This window comes from Bacillus sp. FJAT-42315, from assembly GCF_002797375.1.
Classification (GTDB): Bacteria; Bacillota; Bacilli; order Bacillales; family Domibacillaceae; genus Bacillus_CE.
In genome coordinates this window covers 548,566-564,580 of the sequence record NZ_KZ454941.1, presented here as the reverse complement: position 1 = coordinate 564,580, position 16,015 = coordinate 548,566, and the positions used below count along the sequence as shown (strand labels likewise).

The window sequence follows — 16,015 nt, the reverse complement described above, 5'->3', positions numbered from 1 at the left end:
AAAAATAAAAAGCCTGACTCTTATCCACCCAATCTACTTAAAGATTGAATAGTTAGAGTCAGGCCTTTACATGATATAACAGCGATTAAATCACGCGGAACGTTACCATTCCATCGATTTTGCTCATTTTTTCTTGTAAGCCAGGGATGACGTCGCCGTTTACTTTATTATCAATATCAATAATCGTATAAGCGTAGTCGCCTCTACTTCTATTTACCATGTCAGCAATGTTTAAGTTGTATTCAGATAAAGCGCCCGTAATTTGTCCTACCATGTTCGGTACGTTTTTATGGAACGCTGTTACGCGACGTTTGCCTGCGAAAGGTAGGGACGCGTTCGGTAAGTTAACAGAGTTTTTGATATTTCCTGTTTCCAAATATTCCTTCACTTGACGAGAAGCCATAATCGCACAATTCTCTTCTGATTCCTTAGTAGATGCTCCAAGGTGAGGAATTGGTACGACATTGTTCATTTTTAAGATATTTTCGTTCGGGAAGTCTGTAATATATTTGCCTACAATACCTTTTTCAATTGCTACAGCCATATCTTCTTCGTTCACTAGCTCACCGCGAGAGAAGTTCAAAATATGAACACCTGGCTTCATCATACCGAAAGATTCTTCATTGAACATGCCTTTCGTATTTTCTGTTAATGGCACGTGCACAGTAATGTAGTCAGCTACTGCAAACAACTGATCCATCGTCATCGCACGTTGCACGTTACGAGAAAGATTCCAAGCTGTATCAACAGAGATGAATGGATCAAACCCAATAACATCCATATCAAGATCAAGTGCATCATTAGCTACAAGTGCTCCAATCGCACCTAATCCGATGACACCTAATGTTTTTCCTTTAATTTCTTTTCCGGCAAATTGCTTCTTGCCTGCTTCAACAAGCTTCGGCACTTCATCGCCCTTGCCAGCTAATGTTTTCGTCCATTCTACACCAGCAAATAAGTTACGAGAAGATGCCATTAACGTCGTAAGAACTAGCTCTTTTACCGCATTGGCATTAGCGCCTGGCGTGTTAAATACAACGATTCCGCGCTCTGTGCAAGCTTCTACTGGAATATTGTTAACACCAGCTCCGGCACGAGCGATTGCTTTCGTGTTTTCGTCAATCTCCATGTTGTGCATATTGAAGCTGCGAAGTACAATCGCATCTGGATTTACACTATCGTTATCAATCGTAAAAGCGTCTTTATTGAATACATTTAAGCCACATTCGGCGATATTGTTTAATGTTTTAATTGTATACACGGTTATGGTCTCCCCTTTTACTTATGTTTGCTTTCGAATTGTTTCATAAAGTCTACAAGTGCTTGCACGCCCTCAACTGGCATCGCATTATAAATACTTGCTCTCATCCCACCGACAGAGCGATGGCCTTTTAACGTTTCTAAACCTGCTGCTTTTGCTTCCTTCACAAACGCCGCATCTAATTCTGCTGATGGTGAAACGAAAGGAATATTCATGATTGAACGGCTATCTTTTTTCACAGGAGAAGCAAACATTTCAGATTCCTCTAAGAAGCTGTATAAAATCTCCGCCTTTTCACGGTTGATCTTCTCCATTGCTTTCAAACCGCCAAGCTCTGTTAACCATTCAAATACAAGCTTTGCCATATAAATGCCATAAGTCGGAGGTGTGTTGTATAAAGAGCCGCTCTCACTATGCGTTTTGTAATCAAGCATCGTTGGAACGTCTTCTTTCGCAAAGCCAATTAAATCTTCGCGAATAATAACAACCGTTAATCCAGCCGGGCCGATGTTCTTTTGCGCGCCCGCATAAATCAAACCAAACTTCGACACATCAATTTCTTCCGATAAAATGTTAGAAGACATATCCGCGACAAGAGGAACATTTCCTGTATCAGGAATTTGCGTGAAAGCTGTTCCTTCTATTGTGTTATTAGTTGTGATATGTACATAATCAGCTTCTGGATCGATCATGCTTGCATCAATCGCTGGAATGTAGCTGAAGTTTTCGTCTTCGGAGGAAGCGATGACGCGAACTTCACCGTACTTCTTCGCTTCTTTAATCGCCTTTTTAGACCAAGATCCTGTATTCACATAATCTGCTTTTCCACTGTTGCGTAATAAGTTCATTGGAATCATCGCAAATTGTTGAGAAGCTCCACCTTGGATAAATAGCACCTTATAATTCTCTGGAATGTTCATTAGTTCACGAAGCAATTGCTCCGCTTTCGTAATAATATCTGTAAATAAGCCCGAACGATGGCTTAACTCCATTACAGACATGCCAGAATCAGCATAATTGACCAATTCCTTTTGAGCTTTTTCCAACACTGGTAGCGGAAGCATAGAAGGGCCCGCTGAAAAATTATACACTCTTTCCATGTTAACACCCTCATTCGTTTCTTATTTGTATATCAGAAAATTTACACGTATTAATATCAATGAATTATAAATTATAAACACCTACTTATCAAGAGGAAGAAAACCAAGACCAAAGCCGGATTCCACCTTGTTAACGCTTACAAAACTGATTTTATCGCATTCTTCAAAAGCGAACATTTTTTTATCTTTTTTATTTTTCGTTCGCATTTAAGGTTTTTTCTTGGGTTTTATCGAGAGAATATTTATTGTTTGAATAATATTATGTGAAATAGTGATCAAATTCTTCGAGATAAAAAAATTTACTTTCTCCCCAGCAGTAGCAAAGTTTTCTTCAATATTGAATCTTTCCAATTTTATAACTTCTATAGTTTTAGTGGCGGATTTTTAACATTTTGATATAATAAAAGAGCTTTAGTTGTTAATTTCGACAAAGTAAAATGTTTTCTTTTTTGTTTTTCGACAATTGTCTAGTTTTTTCGAAATGTTAAAATATATTTACCAACATACTGAAAACGTTTTCAATTATCGTAATATTAGAAAAATATCTCAACAAAGGGGGAGATGAAAGGTGTTAGAAGTTTTACAAAAGATTAATAGCGTGCTCTGGGGAACACCAAGTTTAATACTGCTAGTCGGTACCGGTGTCTTTCTTACTTTTCTTCTGAAAGGATTACAGTTTCACCGCTTGCTTTACGCTTTCAAGCTAGCGTTTTCTAAAGAAAAAGAAGAGGATGCAAAGGCAGAAGGTGATGTAAGTAACTTCAAAGCCTTAATGACGGCACTTGCTGCGACCATTGGAAACGGGAATATCGCTGGGGTAGCTACTGCCGTTACACTTGGTGGACCTGGGGCAATTTTTTGGATGTGGGTCGTTGGCCTCTTAGGAATGGCGACGAAGTATGCGGAAGCTTTACTAGCAATGAAATACCGTGTCAAAAACGCCAATGGGGAATACTCCGGCGGGCCGATGTACTATATCGAGCGAGGGCTCGGCCGTAAATGGAAATGGTTAGCGATGGCATTCGCAATGTTTGGGGCATTCGCTGCATTAGGGATCGGGAACAGTGTACAATCCAATACAATTGCTGATGTCATGCTGAAAAATTTCCATATCAATGGATGGATCACCGGAATCATCCTTGTCGTATTAACGGCTTTAATCATTTTCGGTGGAATTCAACGCATTAGTACAGTAGCTGGATTTTTTGTCCCCATTATGGCGGCGCTTTATATCGGTGGATCTTTACTAATTATCAGCATCAACTACGATCAAATTATTCCTTCTTTTCAATTAATCTTCCATCATGCTTTCAACCCAATTTCTGCTGTTGGCGGTTTTGCAGGAGTCGTTGTAGCTGAAGCGATTCGCAATGGAGTATCAAAAGGGATTTTCTCGAACGAAGCAGGTCTTGGTACCGCTGCCTTAATCGCTGGAAATGCTCGTGCTGATCACCCAGTGAAACAAGCACTCGTTGCGATGACAGGGACATTTATTGTGACGATTATCGTTTGTACCATGACAGGTCTCGTTCTTTTAATGACAGGTTTTTGGGACCCCACAGGTGGAACGCTTTCCGGTGTCACTCACAATGCGAACCTTGAAGGTGGGGCATTAACAACCGCAGCCTTTGGTTCTGTTCTTGGTACGGCTGGTGAATGGATCGTTTCTCTATCCGTTATCTTCTTCGGATTCTCAACTATCGTTGGCTGGTACATGTACGGAGAAAAATGCTTCGAATACATCGCTGGATTAAAATACATCTCTGCTTACCGTATCGTATACGTAACAGCCACAGGGATCGGGGCTATTGCAAGCTTAACAACCGTTTGGGCATTCGCCGACATGGCCAACGCTCTTATGATGATTCCAAACTTAGTCGGCATCTTACTCCTTTCCAAAGTCATCGTCAAAGAAACAAACGACTTTTTTCAAACAAAAGCGTACAAAGGAGAAAACAAAAAAGTAAGTTAAATGGAAAAGCGAAAGTCGCTAGCGCCTGTAGCTGGACAAAGAAAAGCAGAAGCAGCCGTTTCTGAATATTAACCAATAACAAAAACAGCGTTGTAGAGCTTTAGCTTTCGCAACGCTGTTTTTGTTTTTTAAAAATAAATAAATTTATGTAGAAAGCTGTCGGACGTTGCTGTATAATATGATCAATTTGTGTTCAATATTATGTTTAAAGGAGAGTTTGTATGCGCACTTATCAAGTTGATGAACGGCCACCAGCGTTAGCAATGATTCCGCTTAGTTTGCAGCATTTGTTTGCGATGTTCGGTTCGACGGTTCTTGTACCGATTCTTTTCGGTGTGAATCCAGCGACGATTTTATTAATGAACGGCATTGGAACGCTGATTTATCTCGCGTTATGTAAAGGACAAATCCCTGCTTATCTCGGTTCTAGCTTTGCCTTTATCTCCCCAGTTACGATTGTGTTAGCGGATAAAGGATATGGTGCCGCTCTTGGTGGATTTATCGCTGTCGGAATTATTTTTATTCTTGTTGCTTTACTCATTCGCTTTGTCGGGACGAAATGGATTGATGTCGTGTTCCCTCCTGCAGCAATGGGAGCGATTGTTGCTGTTATCGGGCTTGAGCTTGTCCCAGTAGCTGCTCAAATGGCAGGCCTCATTAACCCAGACCCAACAAAACCGTGGACACCTGATTCAGCTACAATTACCGTGTCACTATTGACACTCGGGATTACGATTATCGGAAATGTAATGTTTAGAGGCTTTATGAAAATTATCCCCATTTTGATTGGGATTGTTTCCGGCTATATTATTGCTTATTTTTATGGATTGGTTGATTTTCAACCGGTTCGTGACGCTAAATGGTTCGCCCTACCGGATTTTTACAAACCTGAGTTCGACTTAGCTAGCATGGCGATTATTATTCCAGCAGCACTTGTAGTCATTGCTGAACATATCGGTCATCTAGTCGTAACAGAAAATATTGTCAAGCGCGACTTAATGAAAAAACCAGGACTTGGCGTTTCGCTCCTAGGTAACGGGATTTCGACCGTCATTTCCGGATTTGTCGGCTCAACACCGAATACAACATACGGTGAAAATATCGGAGTCCTCGCCTTAACGAAAGTATATTCCACATGGGTCATCGGTGGCGCCGCTGTCATGGCGATCATTTTATCTTTCGTCGGCAAGCTAGCAGCGCTGATCTCTACGATTCCAACAGCTGTCATGGGCGGCATCTCACTCCTATTGTTTGGTGTCATTGCCGTTTCAGGTCTACGCATGCTCGTTGAATCCAAAGTAGATTATTCAAAAGCGACAAACATGATTTTAACAACGGTTGTACTCGTAATCGGTTTAAGTGGTGCCTCTCTAACATTTGGCGAAAGCTTTGCCTTAAAAGGAATGGCGTTAGCGACCGTAGTTGCCATTTTACTAAGTGTATTCTTCACGATTATTGATAAACTCAAACTCTCTAATGACTATGAATAAAAGGCTGCCCTCGGGCGGCTTTTTTGTTTAGTAAATGATGACACCCCCCATGCTAGGCACAAAAAACTGCCGAGGATTTCCCCGACAGCCCGCTTGCTATTATTCTTTTACGATACGAGTCCAACCGTCCTCTTGATACACTCTTCTTTCTTTCATTAGCTTACCAAGGGCTCTTTTGAAGGCGCCTTTGCTTAGGCCGAAGCGACTTTCAATTTCTTCTGGCAAGCTTTTGTCGCTATACGGCATGGAACCGCCGCGTTGCACAAGATACTCATAGATGTCTTCGGCGTCATCCTGTTGTACTTCTTGTCGACGCCCTAGAAGAGACACGTTAACAGAACCGTCTTCTTTGACGTCAACGATTCGACCATCAACTTTTTGACCGAGGCGTGGCTCTACTTTACGCTGAGAATCGTGAATGAAGCCACGATAGCCTTCAGCGGTAATGATAAATGTACCCGCTTTTGTTGCGCGGTACACAATACCAGTAATATCTTTATTGAAATCCTTTTTAGAAGCGGTTGCGAATTGCTCCTGCATCACTTCTTCTGTTGCTGGTTTCGCAAATAAACGGTCGTTACGATCAAGCTTCAGCGTACAGTAGAGAAGATCGCCAACCATCGGGCGAACCGAGAACATAAATGGCAAATCATCTACTGATACAAGCATGTCTTTTGTAATCCCAATTGAGACGAATACGCCAAGCTTTTCTTCGACACCAACGACTTCAACCCAAGCGTAGTTGTCTAAAGTGATTAGTGGCTTCTTCATCGTAGCGGCAAGTCGCCCTTGATGATCTTGGAATAAAAACACCTCGATTAAGGCATCCGGATCAAAGTCATCCGTCATTTCCGAGTGATGTAACAATACACTTTCCTCGCCATCTGTTAAAAACCAGCCAAATGGCGCTTCGTTTTTCACCTCAAGCGTACGAATCGTTCCAGCTTGTAAGTTCGTCATATATAATAAATCCTTCCTTTACCTTTAATTAATAATAAATTTACCCGAATCTGCCTTCATTATAACAGGAATTAAGAATACTATGCTCGAATTTTATTGTTTAGAGCCGTCCTATTCAGGGAAAATAGTAGTGAGGTGACGAAAAAGTGAAAATAAAGTCGATTGTGAAAGCTGCGATTAAATTTGCCCCTGTTGTTTATCCGATCGTTAAAAAAGTACTCAACAAACGCAAAATAGCAAAATAAACTAAAGGGCTGTCTCCAAACAAAGGAGACAGCCCAAACTATTAATTCTGAACTACTGTGACTGCCGCCTTCTTCATCATCGATTGACGGTTATCAGATACTCGGAACACGATTTTATACTCACCTGGTGGAGCATAAGAGCCGTCTTGAAGCTTGCCGTTCCAGTAAACAGCGAAGCCTCCTTTTTGCGGTGGCTGGCTACTAATTAACGTGTTCACATTATTTCCAGCCGCATCCTCCACATACACTGTTCCTCGCATATTTCCATAGACCGCTACACCTGCTCTAACATTCTTTTGGCCCGTGTATTCTTTAGAGGAAAGAACGATCGTTCCCATTGGCTCCTTCGTCATTTTAAGTGCTTGATAAGTGTCAATTCGACCGATTCCATAGTATGAGTCCCACCCTTTTTTCCCTAAATCACGTGTGGATGAGTAGATCATTTTTTTCACTTGACTTGGCGTTAAAAACGGGTTTTTCGATAAAATCAGTGCTGCTTCTCCCGATACCACTGGTGCGGCCATGGACGTGCCATCCATATAGGCATATGAATCATCAATAACCGTAGAAAGGATGTCTTCTCCAGGTGCCGACACATCAATGTAGCGACCATAGTTAGAAAAATAAGCGATTTTATCCTTAGAATTTGTCGCACTTACTGAAATGGCGTTCGAATGGGAAGCTGGATAAAGTGGTTTACTCGTCGATTCATTTCCAGCAGCAGCAACAACAACTGCTCCCTTCTTATAAGCGTAATTGACTGCATATTCCACGATGCTACTGTAGTCATAAGTACCAAAACTTAAATTCAACACATCTGCACCTTGATCAGCTGCATACATAATCGCTCTCGATACGTCATAGCTTTCAGCGTATTCTCCTTCAAATACATTGATCGGCATAATTTTCACACCTGGAGCAACACCAGTTGTACCGGCACCGTCCATAGCGGCTCCAATAATCCCTGCTACATGCGTACCATGGTCATCCGGTGGAAACGTTGTACTGTTTGTGACCGCATTATACGGCTTTACTAGTCGTCCTTTAAATTCCGGATGCCCCATATCGACTCCACCATCAATCACCGCGACTGTTAATTGCGAGCTTCCACGCGTCCGGTTCCAAGCATGAGGCGCATTGATTTTTGAATGAAACCATTGGCGACCATAATAAGAGTCATTTGGTTTATATTCAGATGCCATATGATAATTCGGCTCCGCACTAGCAATCTCTGTCTCTTGCACTAACGCTTGCGCTACCGCTTTTAGCTGGTGATAATCTTCAATCGTCACATTAGCAAAGAGTCCATTTTGCAACGTCGACTTCTCTGTTAATCCATATTTTTGATAAATCACTTCTCGCTCAGTTTTTGTCAGCAAGCGGTGAAATTGAATGTTAAGCTCGCCTTTTTCATAACTTCCTTGAATAGCTTGCGAGCTTAATTGTTCGGTAGCTTGTACGTGAACTGAACTGAATAATGTAAAAGCCATTGCTGCACTTGTCAAGATGGATGTTGCTAATCTTTTTTTCCCCATAAAGATCCCCCTGATTATTAAGCCTTTCTGAAAATTATAAAAGGAATATGTACGAGTGTATAGAGTGTTTTAAAAAGTGGTGTGATTTATTTGACTCACAACCTCATTTTACAGTCAATCCCAGTATTTCAATTTCATTAGGTCATTTAGTATGTTATAATAATATAGGATATCTTTTTGGTTCTATTGTGAATAACATAGTGCCTCTCTGTTGTTTTTTCTTAATTATTATCGGGTATATCAAAATATACCTACTATTTAGAACGGGGATGAAGAAAGATGAATGCAAAGAAAATCATTACTTATGGCGTACTGCTAGCAATTGTGTTACCAAAATTAAAAGAGCGTTTACAAACAAAGGAATTGCGCAAATCTTATCAAGAGTCACATCGAGTGCATCGCAACCATACGAGCATTTTAGACAAGCTATCTCAATAAGCTCGCCTTTCCTTCAGCAACGAAATTAGAAGAAGGCTGACCTCTATTTTTAGGTTAGCCTTCTTCTTTTTTAGTTCAAATGTATCATTCGATAATTCACGAAAAATTGGTAATATTATAGTAGAACTTTAATCAGAGAGGAAGTAACCAAAATGGAGCGCAAGCGCATCCTACTAATAGAAGACGAAGCAACGCTTGCTGAAGTAGGTCTTATGTATTTAGAAGCTGCTGGATACGAAGCTCGTTGGGCGGAAAATGCAGAAAAGGGTTGGGAGGAGATACAGCTTTTTCAACCTGATTTAATCTTGCTTGATATTCAACTTCCAGGAGAGAGTGGCCTTGCTTTAGCCAAGCGATATCGCAAGCAATATGACGGTGTATTAATATTCATCTCCGGATTCAGTGAAACATCAATCAAATTGCAAGGATTTGATAGCGGAGCCGATGATTATATTACAAAACCTTTTGACCCTCAAGAATTACTCGCACGGATCAAAGTTCACTTACGAAGACGTACCGACGAAACAGAAAATAACAAGTTGGTGTTTGGTACGCTCACGCTCGATTTAGAAAGTATGGAAGTTACCAAAAACGGGCAACCGATCGAATTATATGTGAAAGAAAGACAATTACTATTTTTCTTAGCGCAACATCCGAATAAAGTTTTTAGTTCGGAGCATTTGTTTAACTCCATTTGGGGGATTGATTCTGAAAGCGATGCTAACACAATATTTGTACACATTAGCAATTTACGAAAAAAAATTGAAGACATCCCGAAAAAGCCACATCATATTCAAACAGTTAGAGGTTTCGGATACAAATTCGTGCCATGAAAAGACGAGGAACCTATATTTCTGTCACGCTAGGCTTATTGCTTTTATTATTCATGTACAGCCACTTCACTAAACCTGCTCATATTTCTTTTGAAGCACAGCAAGGCACCTTGAATCTTCAACAACACTCCTTTGAAGCTACGCCGATCATCGGGTTAAATGGAGAATGGGCTTTTTCATGGAAGGATTTCAGTGGACAGTCTCCGATCTATGTAGACGTACCAAATGAATGGACGAATTATAAGTTGAACGGTCAAAATGTATCTCCAAATGGTTATGCGAACTATCGTCTAATTATGAAGCTAAACCCAGAATACGTTGGAAAACGTCTCGGATTTTACCTCCCAGAAATCGGATCAAGTTATATTTTCAAAGTGAACGGGGAAACACTTTATGAAAATGGTGTCGTTGGCACAACAAAAGAAGACTATGTCCCAGCCAACCGACCATCTTTTATTGCTTATCAACCAGATCAAGAAGTGTTGCAGATTGATATTTTAACCTCTAATTATATGTTCTATCATACAGGCTTGTGGCAAACGATTGAGTTTGGTAAAGAAACCGTATTACTCCCCCAATATAGTTTACGCCTGATGAAGGAATCATTTATTATTGGTGGAATGTTGATTCTAGCAATTTATCACATTGTTTTTTATATGAAACGTCGCAATGATTTGTCTTCGCTCTACTTTGGCCTTGTTTGCTTGGCAGTAGCGATTCGAACGTCCTCCGCTGGCACAATTCAACTTGACCTGCTATTCCCGTTTTTAAGTTGGACAACCATTTTAAGAATTGAACATGTTAGTACCTTTCTTCTTTTTATCGCTTGGTACAAATATTTTCATTATATGTTAATACAACCTTTAAAACCTCTTTATCTTAAAGTAGTCATTTTCATTTGTGTAACGAGCGCATGTATGTCGTTATTTCTGCCATCAAGTATCTTTACATACACGAAATTGCCTTTCGCCTTTTTCGTGCTTTGTGTGTTTATTTATATGACCATTTTATCCATTCGTTCCATTAAGAAAGGCGTAGTTGAAGCGTATTGGAATCTCGTTGGTTTAGTGTTAATCATCTATGGTGTCTTCAATGACATATTGATTCGACTAGATCTATTAGACGGAATGTACATCGCACTAATAAGTGTCCTCTTTTATGTGATCATTCATGTGGCTCTAAACGCAGCGAAATATGCTCGTTCCTACGCAATGGCCGAGCGCCTATCGAACCAGTTGAATATTTTAAATAAACAATTAGAGAAAAAGGTACAGGAACGAACAATGAAGTTAGAAAAGGCTTATCAAGAACTAGAGGAAGCAGAAAGTGCTAGAACTCATTTGATCTCAACGATTTCCCACGACCTTTCTTCTCCGTTATCGGTGCTGAAAATGATAGCTAAAGGAATATTAGACGGCATTCTTCCTTTAGGTGAAAGAAAATATATCGATAACCTTTATAAACAAGTGGGATTTATGGAGAAATTATTAGCTGATTTGAAGCAGCTCGTACTAATGGAAGAGAAACAGCTTTCTTTTGAGTTTCAACTCGTTGATTTTGAGGAATATATGTATAAGTTATTTCAATCGTATGAAACGAAAATCAAAGCTGAACAATTAACATTTGTTTATCAATCTTCGTTAGAGAAAGAGAAGCGACATGAAGTATGGCTTGATCCGATCCGAATTGAACAAATCTTTTCAAACTTATTATCTAATGCGGTGAAATTCACTCCACCTGGTGGAATAATAGAAGTGTCTGTTTGGAGAAATGAAGATATAATCTCCTTTCAAGTCAAAGACAATGGAATCGGCTTTTCAGAAGAGCATGCAGAAAAACTATTTGAACGTATGTATCGTACCACCCCGGTTCGAATTGAAAAAAACAGCACTGGCTTAGGTTTAGCCATCGCTAAAGAAATCATTAAAGCTCATAAAGGAACTATCACTGCTCACAGCCAACTACAAAAAGGGGCTCAATTCACTGTGACTTTACCAGGTTGAAAAGAAACATATTGATTGAAGAGATGCTTTATCCAGCATCTCTTTATCTCAAATTTAACCATTTAAAGAAAATATAGTAATATAATTAAAGTTTTTTTATTTTTATCCGATATAGCAAATAGTATATTTTTTTATATTCACTAAGGAAATGGAGGTCGCTGTATGACCGTCAAAAACGCCATGGAAGATATCGTTAAAGCGATCATCATAGAGCATAAAGACAACTTAAAGTTAACCTGCACATGCGATCGTTGTCTAGCAGATTTATTAGCTCTTTCACTCAATCATCTTCCACCAATGTATGTAGTCGATGATAAACATAAACCGTATGTCGCAGCAAAATATATGGTCAACACGCAAGAACACGCCAACATTTTAACAACTATTACTCGAGCAGGCGCTAAAATAGCTGCCAATCCCCACTGCCAAAATTATAAAAACCAGTGATGAAAGGTCCTTCCTTTCTCACTGGTTTCTTTTACAGTCGATATTTAATTAAGTCAAACACCTAGTACAGCGCTTGTGCTGAAAAATTCTTTGTATAGTTCTTTTAAAACATTATCTGTATCTTTTTCTTGAATACCAAATACAAGACTGACTTCCGATGATCCTTGGTTAATCATTTCGATATTAGCGCCAACACGAGAAATGGCTGTTGTTGCTCTTGCTGTCAGACCGCGTGTGTTATGCATTCCCTCTCCTACAAGTACAACCATCGCAAAATGATGTTCAATATACACATCATCCACTAACAACTCTTCCCGGCATCTCGAAATAATCCGTGCTTCTTTCTCCGGCGTTAATTGATGGCTACGCACAATGACAGATAAATCATCAATGCCAGATGGAGTATGCTCATAAGAAATATGTTCGTCTTCTAATATTTGCAATAAGCGACGACCGAATCCAAGCTCGCGGTTCATTAAGTATTTGCTGACATAAATCGTTGAAAATCCACCATCTGCCGCAATGCCACTCACTGGGCTATTCGAATATTCACGCTCAGCAACAATCATTGTTCCTTCTGCTGACGGGTTATTTGTATTTTTAATACAAACCGGCACAGAACGCTGGAAAGCTGGCATTAATGCTTCATCGTGAAAAACGGAAAAACCAGCATAAGAAAGTTCACGCATTTCTCGATACGTCATTCGCTTAATTTCAATTGGGTTGTCCACCACTTTCGGGTTAGCTGCGAACACCGAATCCACGTCTGTAAAGTTTTCATATAGTTCCGCACCGATCGCAGCGGCTAAAATCGAACCTGTAATGTCAGAGCCACCACGAGCAAATGTCATCATCACACCGTCACGTGAATAGCCGAAGAAACCTGGGAATACAACAACCCCTTTACGATCACGCAAATTACTTAAATTTTCATATGCTTCTGGTAAGGCACGAGCCCGACCTGGTTCATCGCTAACAATTAGTCCTGCCTCTTTCGGATTGACATATTCCGCTTCCATACCAATGCTTGAAAAATAAGCAGCAATTAACTTTGCATTGTTGTCTTCCCCACTCGCTTTGAGCTGATCAACGAATAAATCGCGATTCTCGCGATTAACCGTTACCCGCCCACGAAGGTCTTCTTCAATCACTTTGACAATTTGCTCATCTAAACCGAGTTCCTTAGCGATATCAGCATAGCGGTCCACAACCGCTTGTAATTCCTTCTCTGCTTCCCCTGTTGAAAGAGAAGCCTCTGCTAAATTAATGAGTAAATCCGTTACTTTAATATCATCACTAAAACGCTTTCCTGGAGCAGATACAACGACAATTTTACGCTTTGCATCTTCCCCAACGATCGCAGCCACTTTTTTGATCTGCTCAGCACTCGCTACAGACGTTCCACCAAATTTACAAACTTTCATCCAAATTCCACTCCTTGCTCACTGTTTAACTTTCATGATGAAAAAGATTTATTTGAAAGATTATACCACTCATACACAAAAAAAAGAAGAAATAATCTGATATTTCCCAAATTGAAAGAAATAAAGAAAACTTTGGCTTCCTTAGCACATGAACGTAATAAGAATTAGATGCCGGAAATTAATGGTTGCATTTTTTGTAAAGACCACTTATGATGTGTATATAAACACATATACACATTAACACTAGGAGGTTGACTAATATGAATTCTGTTTGGCGTGATGCTTGGTGGTTGAGTAAGTTTGAGTTCGTGAAAACAAGAGGATTATTCAAACTCATCATGTTTGCCCTCATTTTTTTATTTCTGCTAACAGCACTCTCCAATGGCTCTGTTAACTTGGCAACAAAAATAATTTTCGATTGGCTCTTTATTGTGGCTGTAACCTCTCTACCGTATTCCTTCCGCTCAAAAGAAGACCAATTAATAAGGGTGTCAGGAGATTTTTGGGGCTGCAGTTCTTTCAATTTTTTACAGGAGCAGCCCATTTCAGAAGAAGTGTTGCTAAAAAGCCGTTTTCTTTCTAACTCTTTTCAATCGCTCATCACAAATATGATTTTAATTGGATTATTGCTCGTTTTACCGTCGAAACTGAATTCTACCCTGTCATTAGGTGAATCTATCACTTTCCTATTTTTTTGGCTTCTGATTAGTTTAATGATGAGCTCGCTCCTCTCAGCTAGTGACGTGGGCGATATAATATCCATGACAAAAATAATCGTCTTTTCAATTATTATCTATGGATCGATCTTAGCAATGACGATAACTTACTATTTTTATGTAAAAACTAGCTTAGTCGAAGGCTCCATTTTTCTGATCAAAAATTACCCAGTAGTTACATTAGTATGTGCAGCACTTTTAACAATCGGAAGTTATCTTTACTGGTATCAGTACGCCGTAAAAAAAGTCCAGACCATAGATTATTTGTAAAGGGGAGAAATTACCATGACATTACCAATTCATATCTCCCAAGACAGTCGGGAACCAATTTATCATCAAATTGAAGCTCAAATAAAGGCTCTGATCTCTGGAGGCCAATTATCAGCTGGAACCGCTCTACCTTCCATAAGAGTACTAGCGAAAGAATTGGGATGTAGCGTGATTACTACGAAAAGAGCCTATAATGATTTGGAACAAAAAGGATTCATTGAAACGATTCGAGGGAGAGGAACTTTTGTGGCAAATGTAGCACTAGCAATCAAAGAAGAAGTAAAAGAAAAAACCGTCCATCAAGCAATTGAACGGGCTGTTGAAGTAGGATTGCAGCATGATTATTCCTTGCAGGATATCGAAAAAATGTTCACCCTCATAATCAATAAAAGGAGAGATTAACCATGAGTGTGATTAAATTCGAACAAGTATGTAAACAAATTGGAGAATTCGAACTCGGACCTGTTAACGTCGCCATTCCCGCTGGAAGTTCTGTCGCCATTATTGGTGATAACGGCGCTGGCAAAAGTACGCTGCTCAAAATGATCATGGGATTAGCAAAAGAAGACAGTGGCCATATCCAACTTTTTGATCAGAATCGAGTGTTAGGGGATAACAGTTGGAAAAAGCGAATCGCTTATCAGCCTCAAACAACATCTGGTTGTAGCAGCTTAAAAGGATCGGAAATGAAAAAGCTCATTGCCCATTTTTCTTCTTCCTTTGATGAAGAACGGTTCTCTCGTTATGTCCGTGAATTAAATATCCCACTTAATAAACGATTTGATAAGCTATCACAAGGGGTACAAAAAAAATTAATACTTGCTTTAACTTTAGCTCAACCACAGGATGTAATGATTTTTGACGAACCGATGGCAGCTATTGATTTAATGGCACAAAAATTAGTGATTGATGAGATGGTGCAGTTAATGGATGAAGATTTGGAAAGAACGATCTTATTCACGAGCCATCAGCTTCACGACATTCGTAAATTCGCCGATTACCTTTTAGTGATTCGCCAAGGGGAATTTTTAGGCATGTTTGAAAAAGACGACTTAGCCTCTAAGTTCACTCGGTTCTGGTTAGATCAACCTTTGCAACAGCCCATTTCATGTGTCATTCATACAAGCGGTGATGGACGAGAAGTCATTTCCTACAAGGAAAACATCACGGAACAAGAACTAAATAAAAGTAATACTCACATTATCCGCAAAGCTAACGTTGGACTTGACGAGATTCTTCCCGCCATTTTATCCGGAGAATTCGACTTGAAAAATTGCCATAACCAACATTATGCTGGCATCATCTAACAGCGCCCACCATG

Annotated in this window: 14 protein-coding genes; 9 read left to right on the top strand and 5 right to left on the bottom strand. The window is 39.8% G+C overall.

The genetic code is table 11. The features are described from left to right. Positions 1-85 precede the first annotated feature (85 nt). Together CEF22_RS02540 and serC are read right to left on the bottom strand one after the other, a co-directional pair. Positions 86-1,267, bottom strand: coding sequence for a phosphoglycerate dehydrogenase (locus CEF22_RS02540; protein WP_095480287.1), 1,182 nt, complete (start codon positions 1,265-1,267; stop codon positions 86-88). An 11-nt stretch (positions 1,268-1,278) separates the two neighbouring features. After that, on the bottom strand, positions 1,279-2,361 hold the full coding sequence (serC, locus tag CEF22_RS02535) for a 3-phosphoserine/phosphohydroxythreonine transaminase (RefSeq protein WP_100401626.1): 1,083 nt from the start codon (positions 2,359-2,361) through the stop codon (positions 1,279-1,281). A 568-nt stretch (positions 2,362-2,929) separates the two neighbouring features. On the opposite strand from serC, the gene CEF22_RS02530 reads away from it, so the two are divergent. Both CEF22_RS02530 and uraA read left to right on the top strand, forming a co-directional pair. Further along, the gene (locus CEF22_RS02530) at positions 2,930-4,333 is read left to right on the top strand and encodes an alanine/glycine:cation symporter family protein (RefSeq protein ID WP_100401625.1); all 1,404 of its coding nucleotides are present in this window, start codon (positions 2,930-2,932) and stop codon (positions 4,331-4,333) included. A gap of 221 nt (positions 4,334-4,554) precedes the next feature. Then, positions 4,555-5,823, top strand: a complete 1,269-nt coding sequence (gene uraA / locus CEF22_RS02525) for a uracil permease (protein WP_095480284.1) — start codon at positions 4,555-4,557, stop codon at positions 5,821-5,823. A 99-nt stretch (positions 5,824-5,922) separates the two neighbouring features. Here uraA and CEF22_RS02520 read toward each other — a convergent pair whose 3' ends face one another. Together CEF22_RS02520 and CEF22_RS02515 are read right to left on the bottom strand one after the other, a co-directional pair. Next, on the bottom strand, positions 5,923-6,783 hold the full coding sequence (locus tag CEF22_RS02520; protein ID WP_100401624.1) for a CvfB family protein: 861 nt from the start codon (positions 6,781-6,783) through the stop codon (positions 5,923-5,925). 286 nt (positions 6,784-7,069) lie between these two features. Beyond that, on the bottom strand, positions 7,070-8,563 hold the full coding sequence (locus CEF22_RS02515; RefSeq protein WP_100401623.1) for a S8 family serine peptidase: 1,494 nt from the start codon (positions 8,561-8,563) through the stop codon (positions 7,070-7,072). A 279-nt stretch (positions 8,564-8,842) separates the two neighbouring features. Here CEF22_RS02515 and CEF22_RS18405 point away from each other — a divergent pair, with 279 nt between their 5' ends. The 4 genes from CEF22_RS18405 to CEF22_RS02500 all read left to right on the top strand — a co-directional run bounded on the left by CEF22_RS18405 (position 8,843) and on the right by CEF22_RS02500 (position 12,284). Beyond that, the gene (locus tag CEF22_RS18405; protein ID WP_157843141.1) at positions 8,843-9,001 is read left to right on the top strand and encodes a hypothetical protein; all 159 of its coding nucleotides are present in this window, start codon (positions 8,843-8,845) and stop codon (positions 8,999-9,001) included. Between the two features lie 152 nt (positions 9,002-9,153). Further along, the gene (locus tag CEF22_RS02510) at positions 9,154-9,834 is read left to right on the top strand and encodes a response regulator transcription factor (RefSeq protein ID WP_100401622.1); all 681 of its coding nucleotides are present in this window, start codon (positions 9,154-9,156) and stop codon (positions 9,832-9,834) included. After that, positions 9,831-11,837 carry a sensor histidine kinase gene (locus CEF22_RS02505; protein ID WP_100401621.1) on the top strand — a complete coding sequence of 669 codons (2,007 nt, stop codon included), beginning with the start codon at positions 9,831-9,833 and terminating at the stop codon, positions 11,835-11,837. Before CEF22_RS02510 ends, CEF22_RS02505 begins: the two co-directional genes overlap by 4 nt. 162 nt (positions 11,838-11,999) lie before the next feature. Then, a complete protein-coding gene (locus CEF22_RS02500) occupies positions 12,000-12,284 on the top strand; it encodes a late competence development ComFB family protein (RefSeq protein WP_100401620.1) in 285 nt (94 codons plus the stop codon). A gap of 53 nt (positions 12,285-12,337) precedes the next feature. Here the strand turns inward: CEF22_RS02500 and CEF22_RS02495 are convergent, their stop codons facing one another. Next, positions 12,338-13,708 carry an aspartate kinase gene (locus tag CEF22_RS02495; RefSeq protein WP_100401619.1) on the bottom strand — a complete coding sequence of 457 codons (1,371 nt, stop codon included), beginning with the start codon at positions 13,706-13,708 and terminating at the stop codon, positions 12,338-12,340. 260 nt (positions 13,709-13,968) lie between these two features. Between CEF22_RS02495 and CEF22_RS02490 the strand changes: the two genes are divergently transcribed. Genes CEF22_RS02490 through CEF22_RS02480 form a run of 3 tightly spaced genes read left to right on the top strand, consistent with a single transcriptional unit; the run spans position 13,969 to position 16,001 of the window. Then, complete coding sequence (locus CEF22_RS02490; RefSeq protein WP_100401618.1) at positions 13,969-14,694, top strand: hypothetical protein; 726 nt, start codon at positions 13,969-13,971, stop codon at positions 14,692-14,694. A gap of 15 nt (positions 14,695-14,709) precedes the next feature. Continuing rightward, positions 14,710-15,096, top strand: coding sequence for a GntR family transcriptional regulator (locus tag CEF22_RS02485; RefSeq protein WP_100401617.1), 387 nt, complete (start codon positions 14,710-14,712; stop codon positions 15,094-15,096). A 2-nt stretch (positions 15,097-15,098) separates the two neighbouring features. After that, positions 15,099-16,001, top strand: a complete 903-nt coding sequence (locus tag CEF22_RS02480; RefSeq protein WP_100401616.1) for an ATP-binding cassette domain-containing protein — start codon at positions 15,099-15,101, stop codon at positions 15,999-16,001. Positions 16,002-16,015 lie beyond the last annotated feature (14 nt).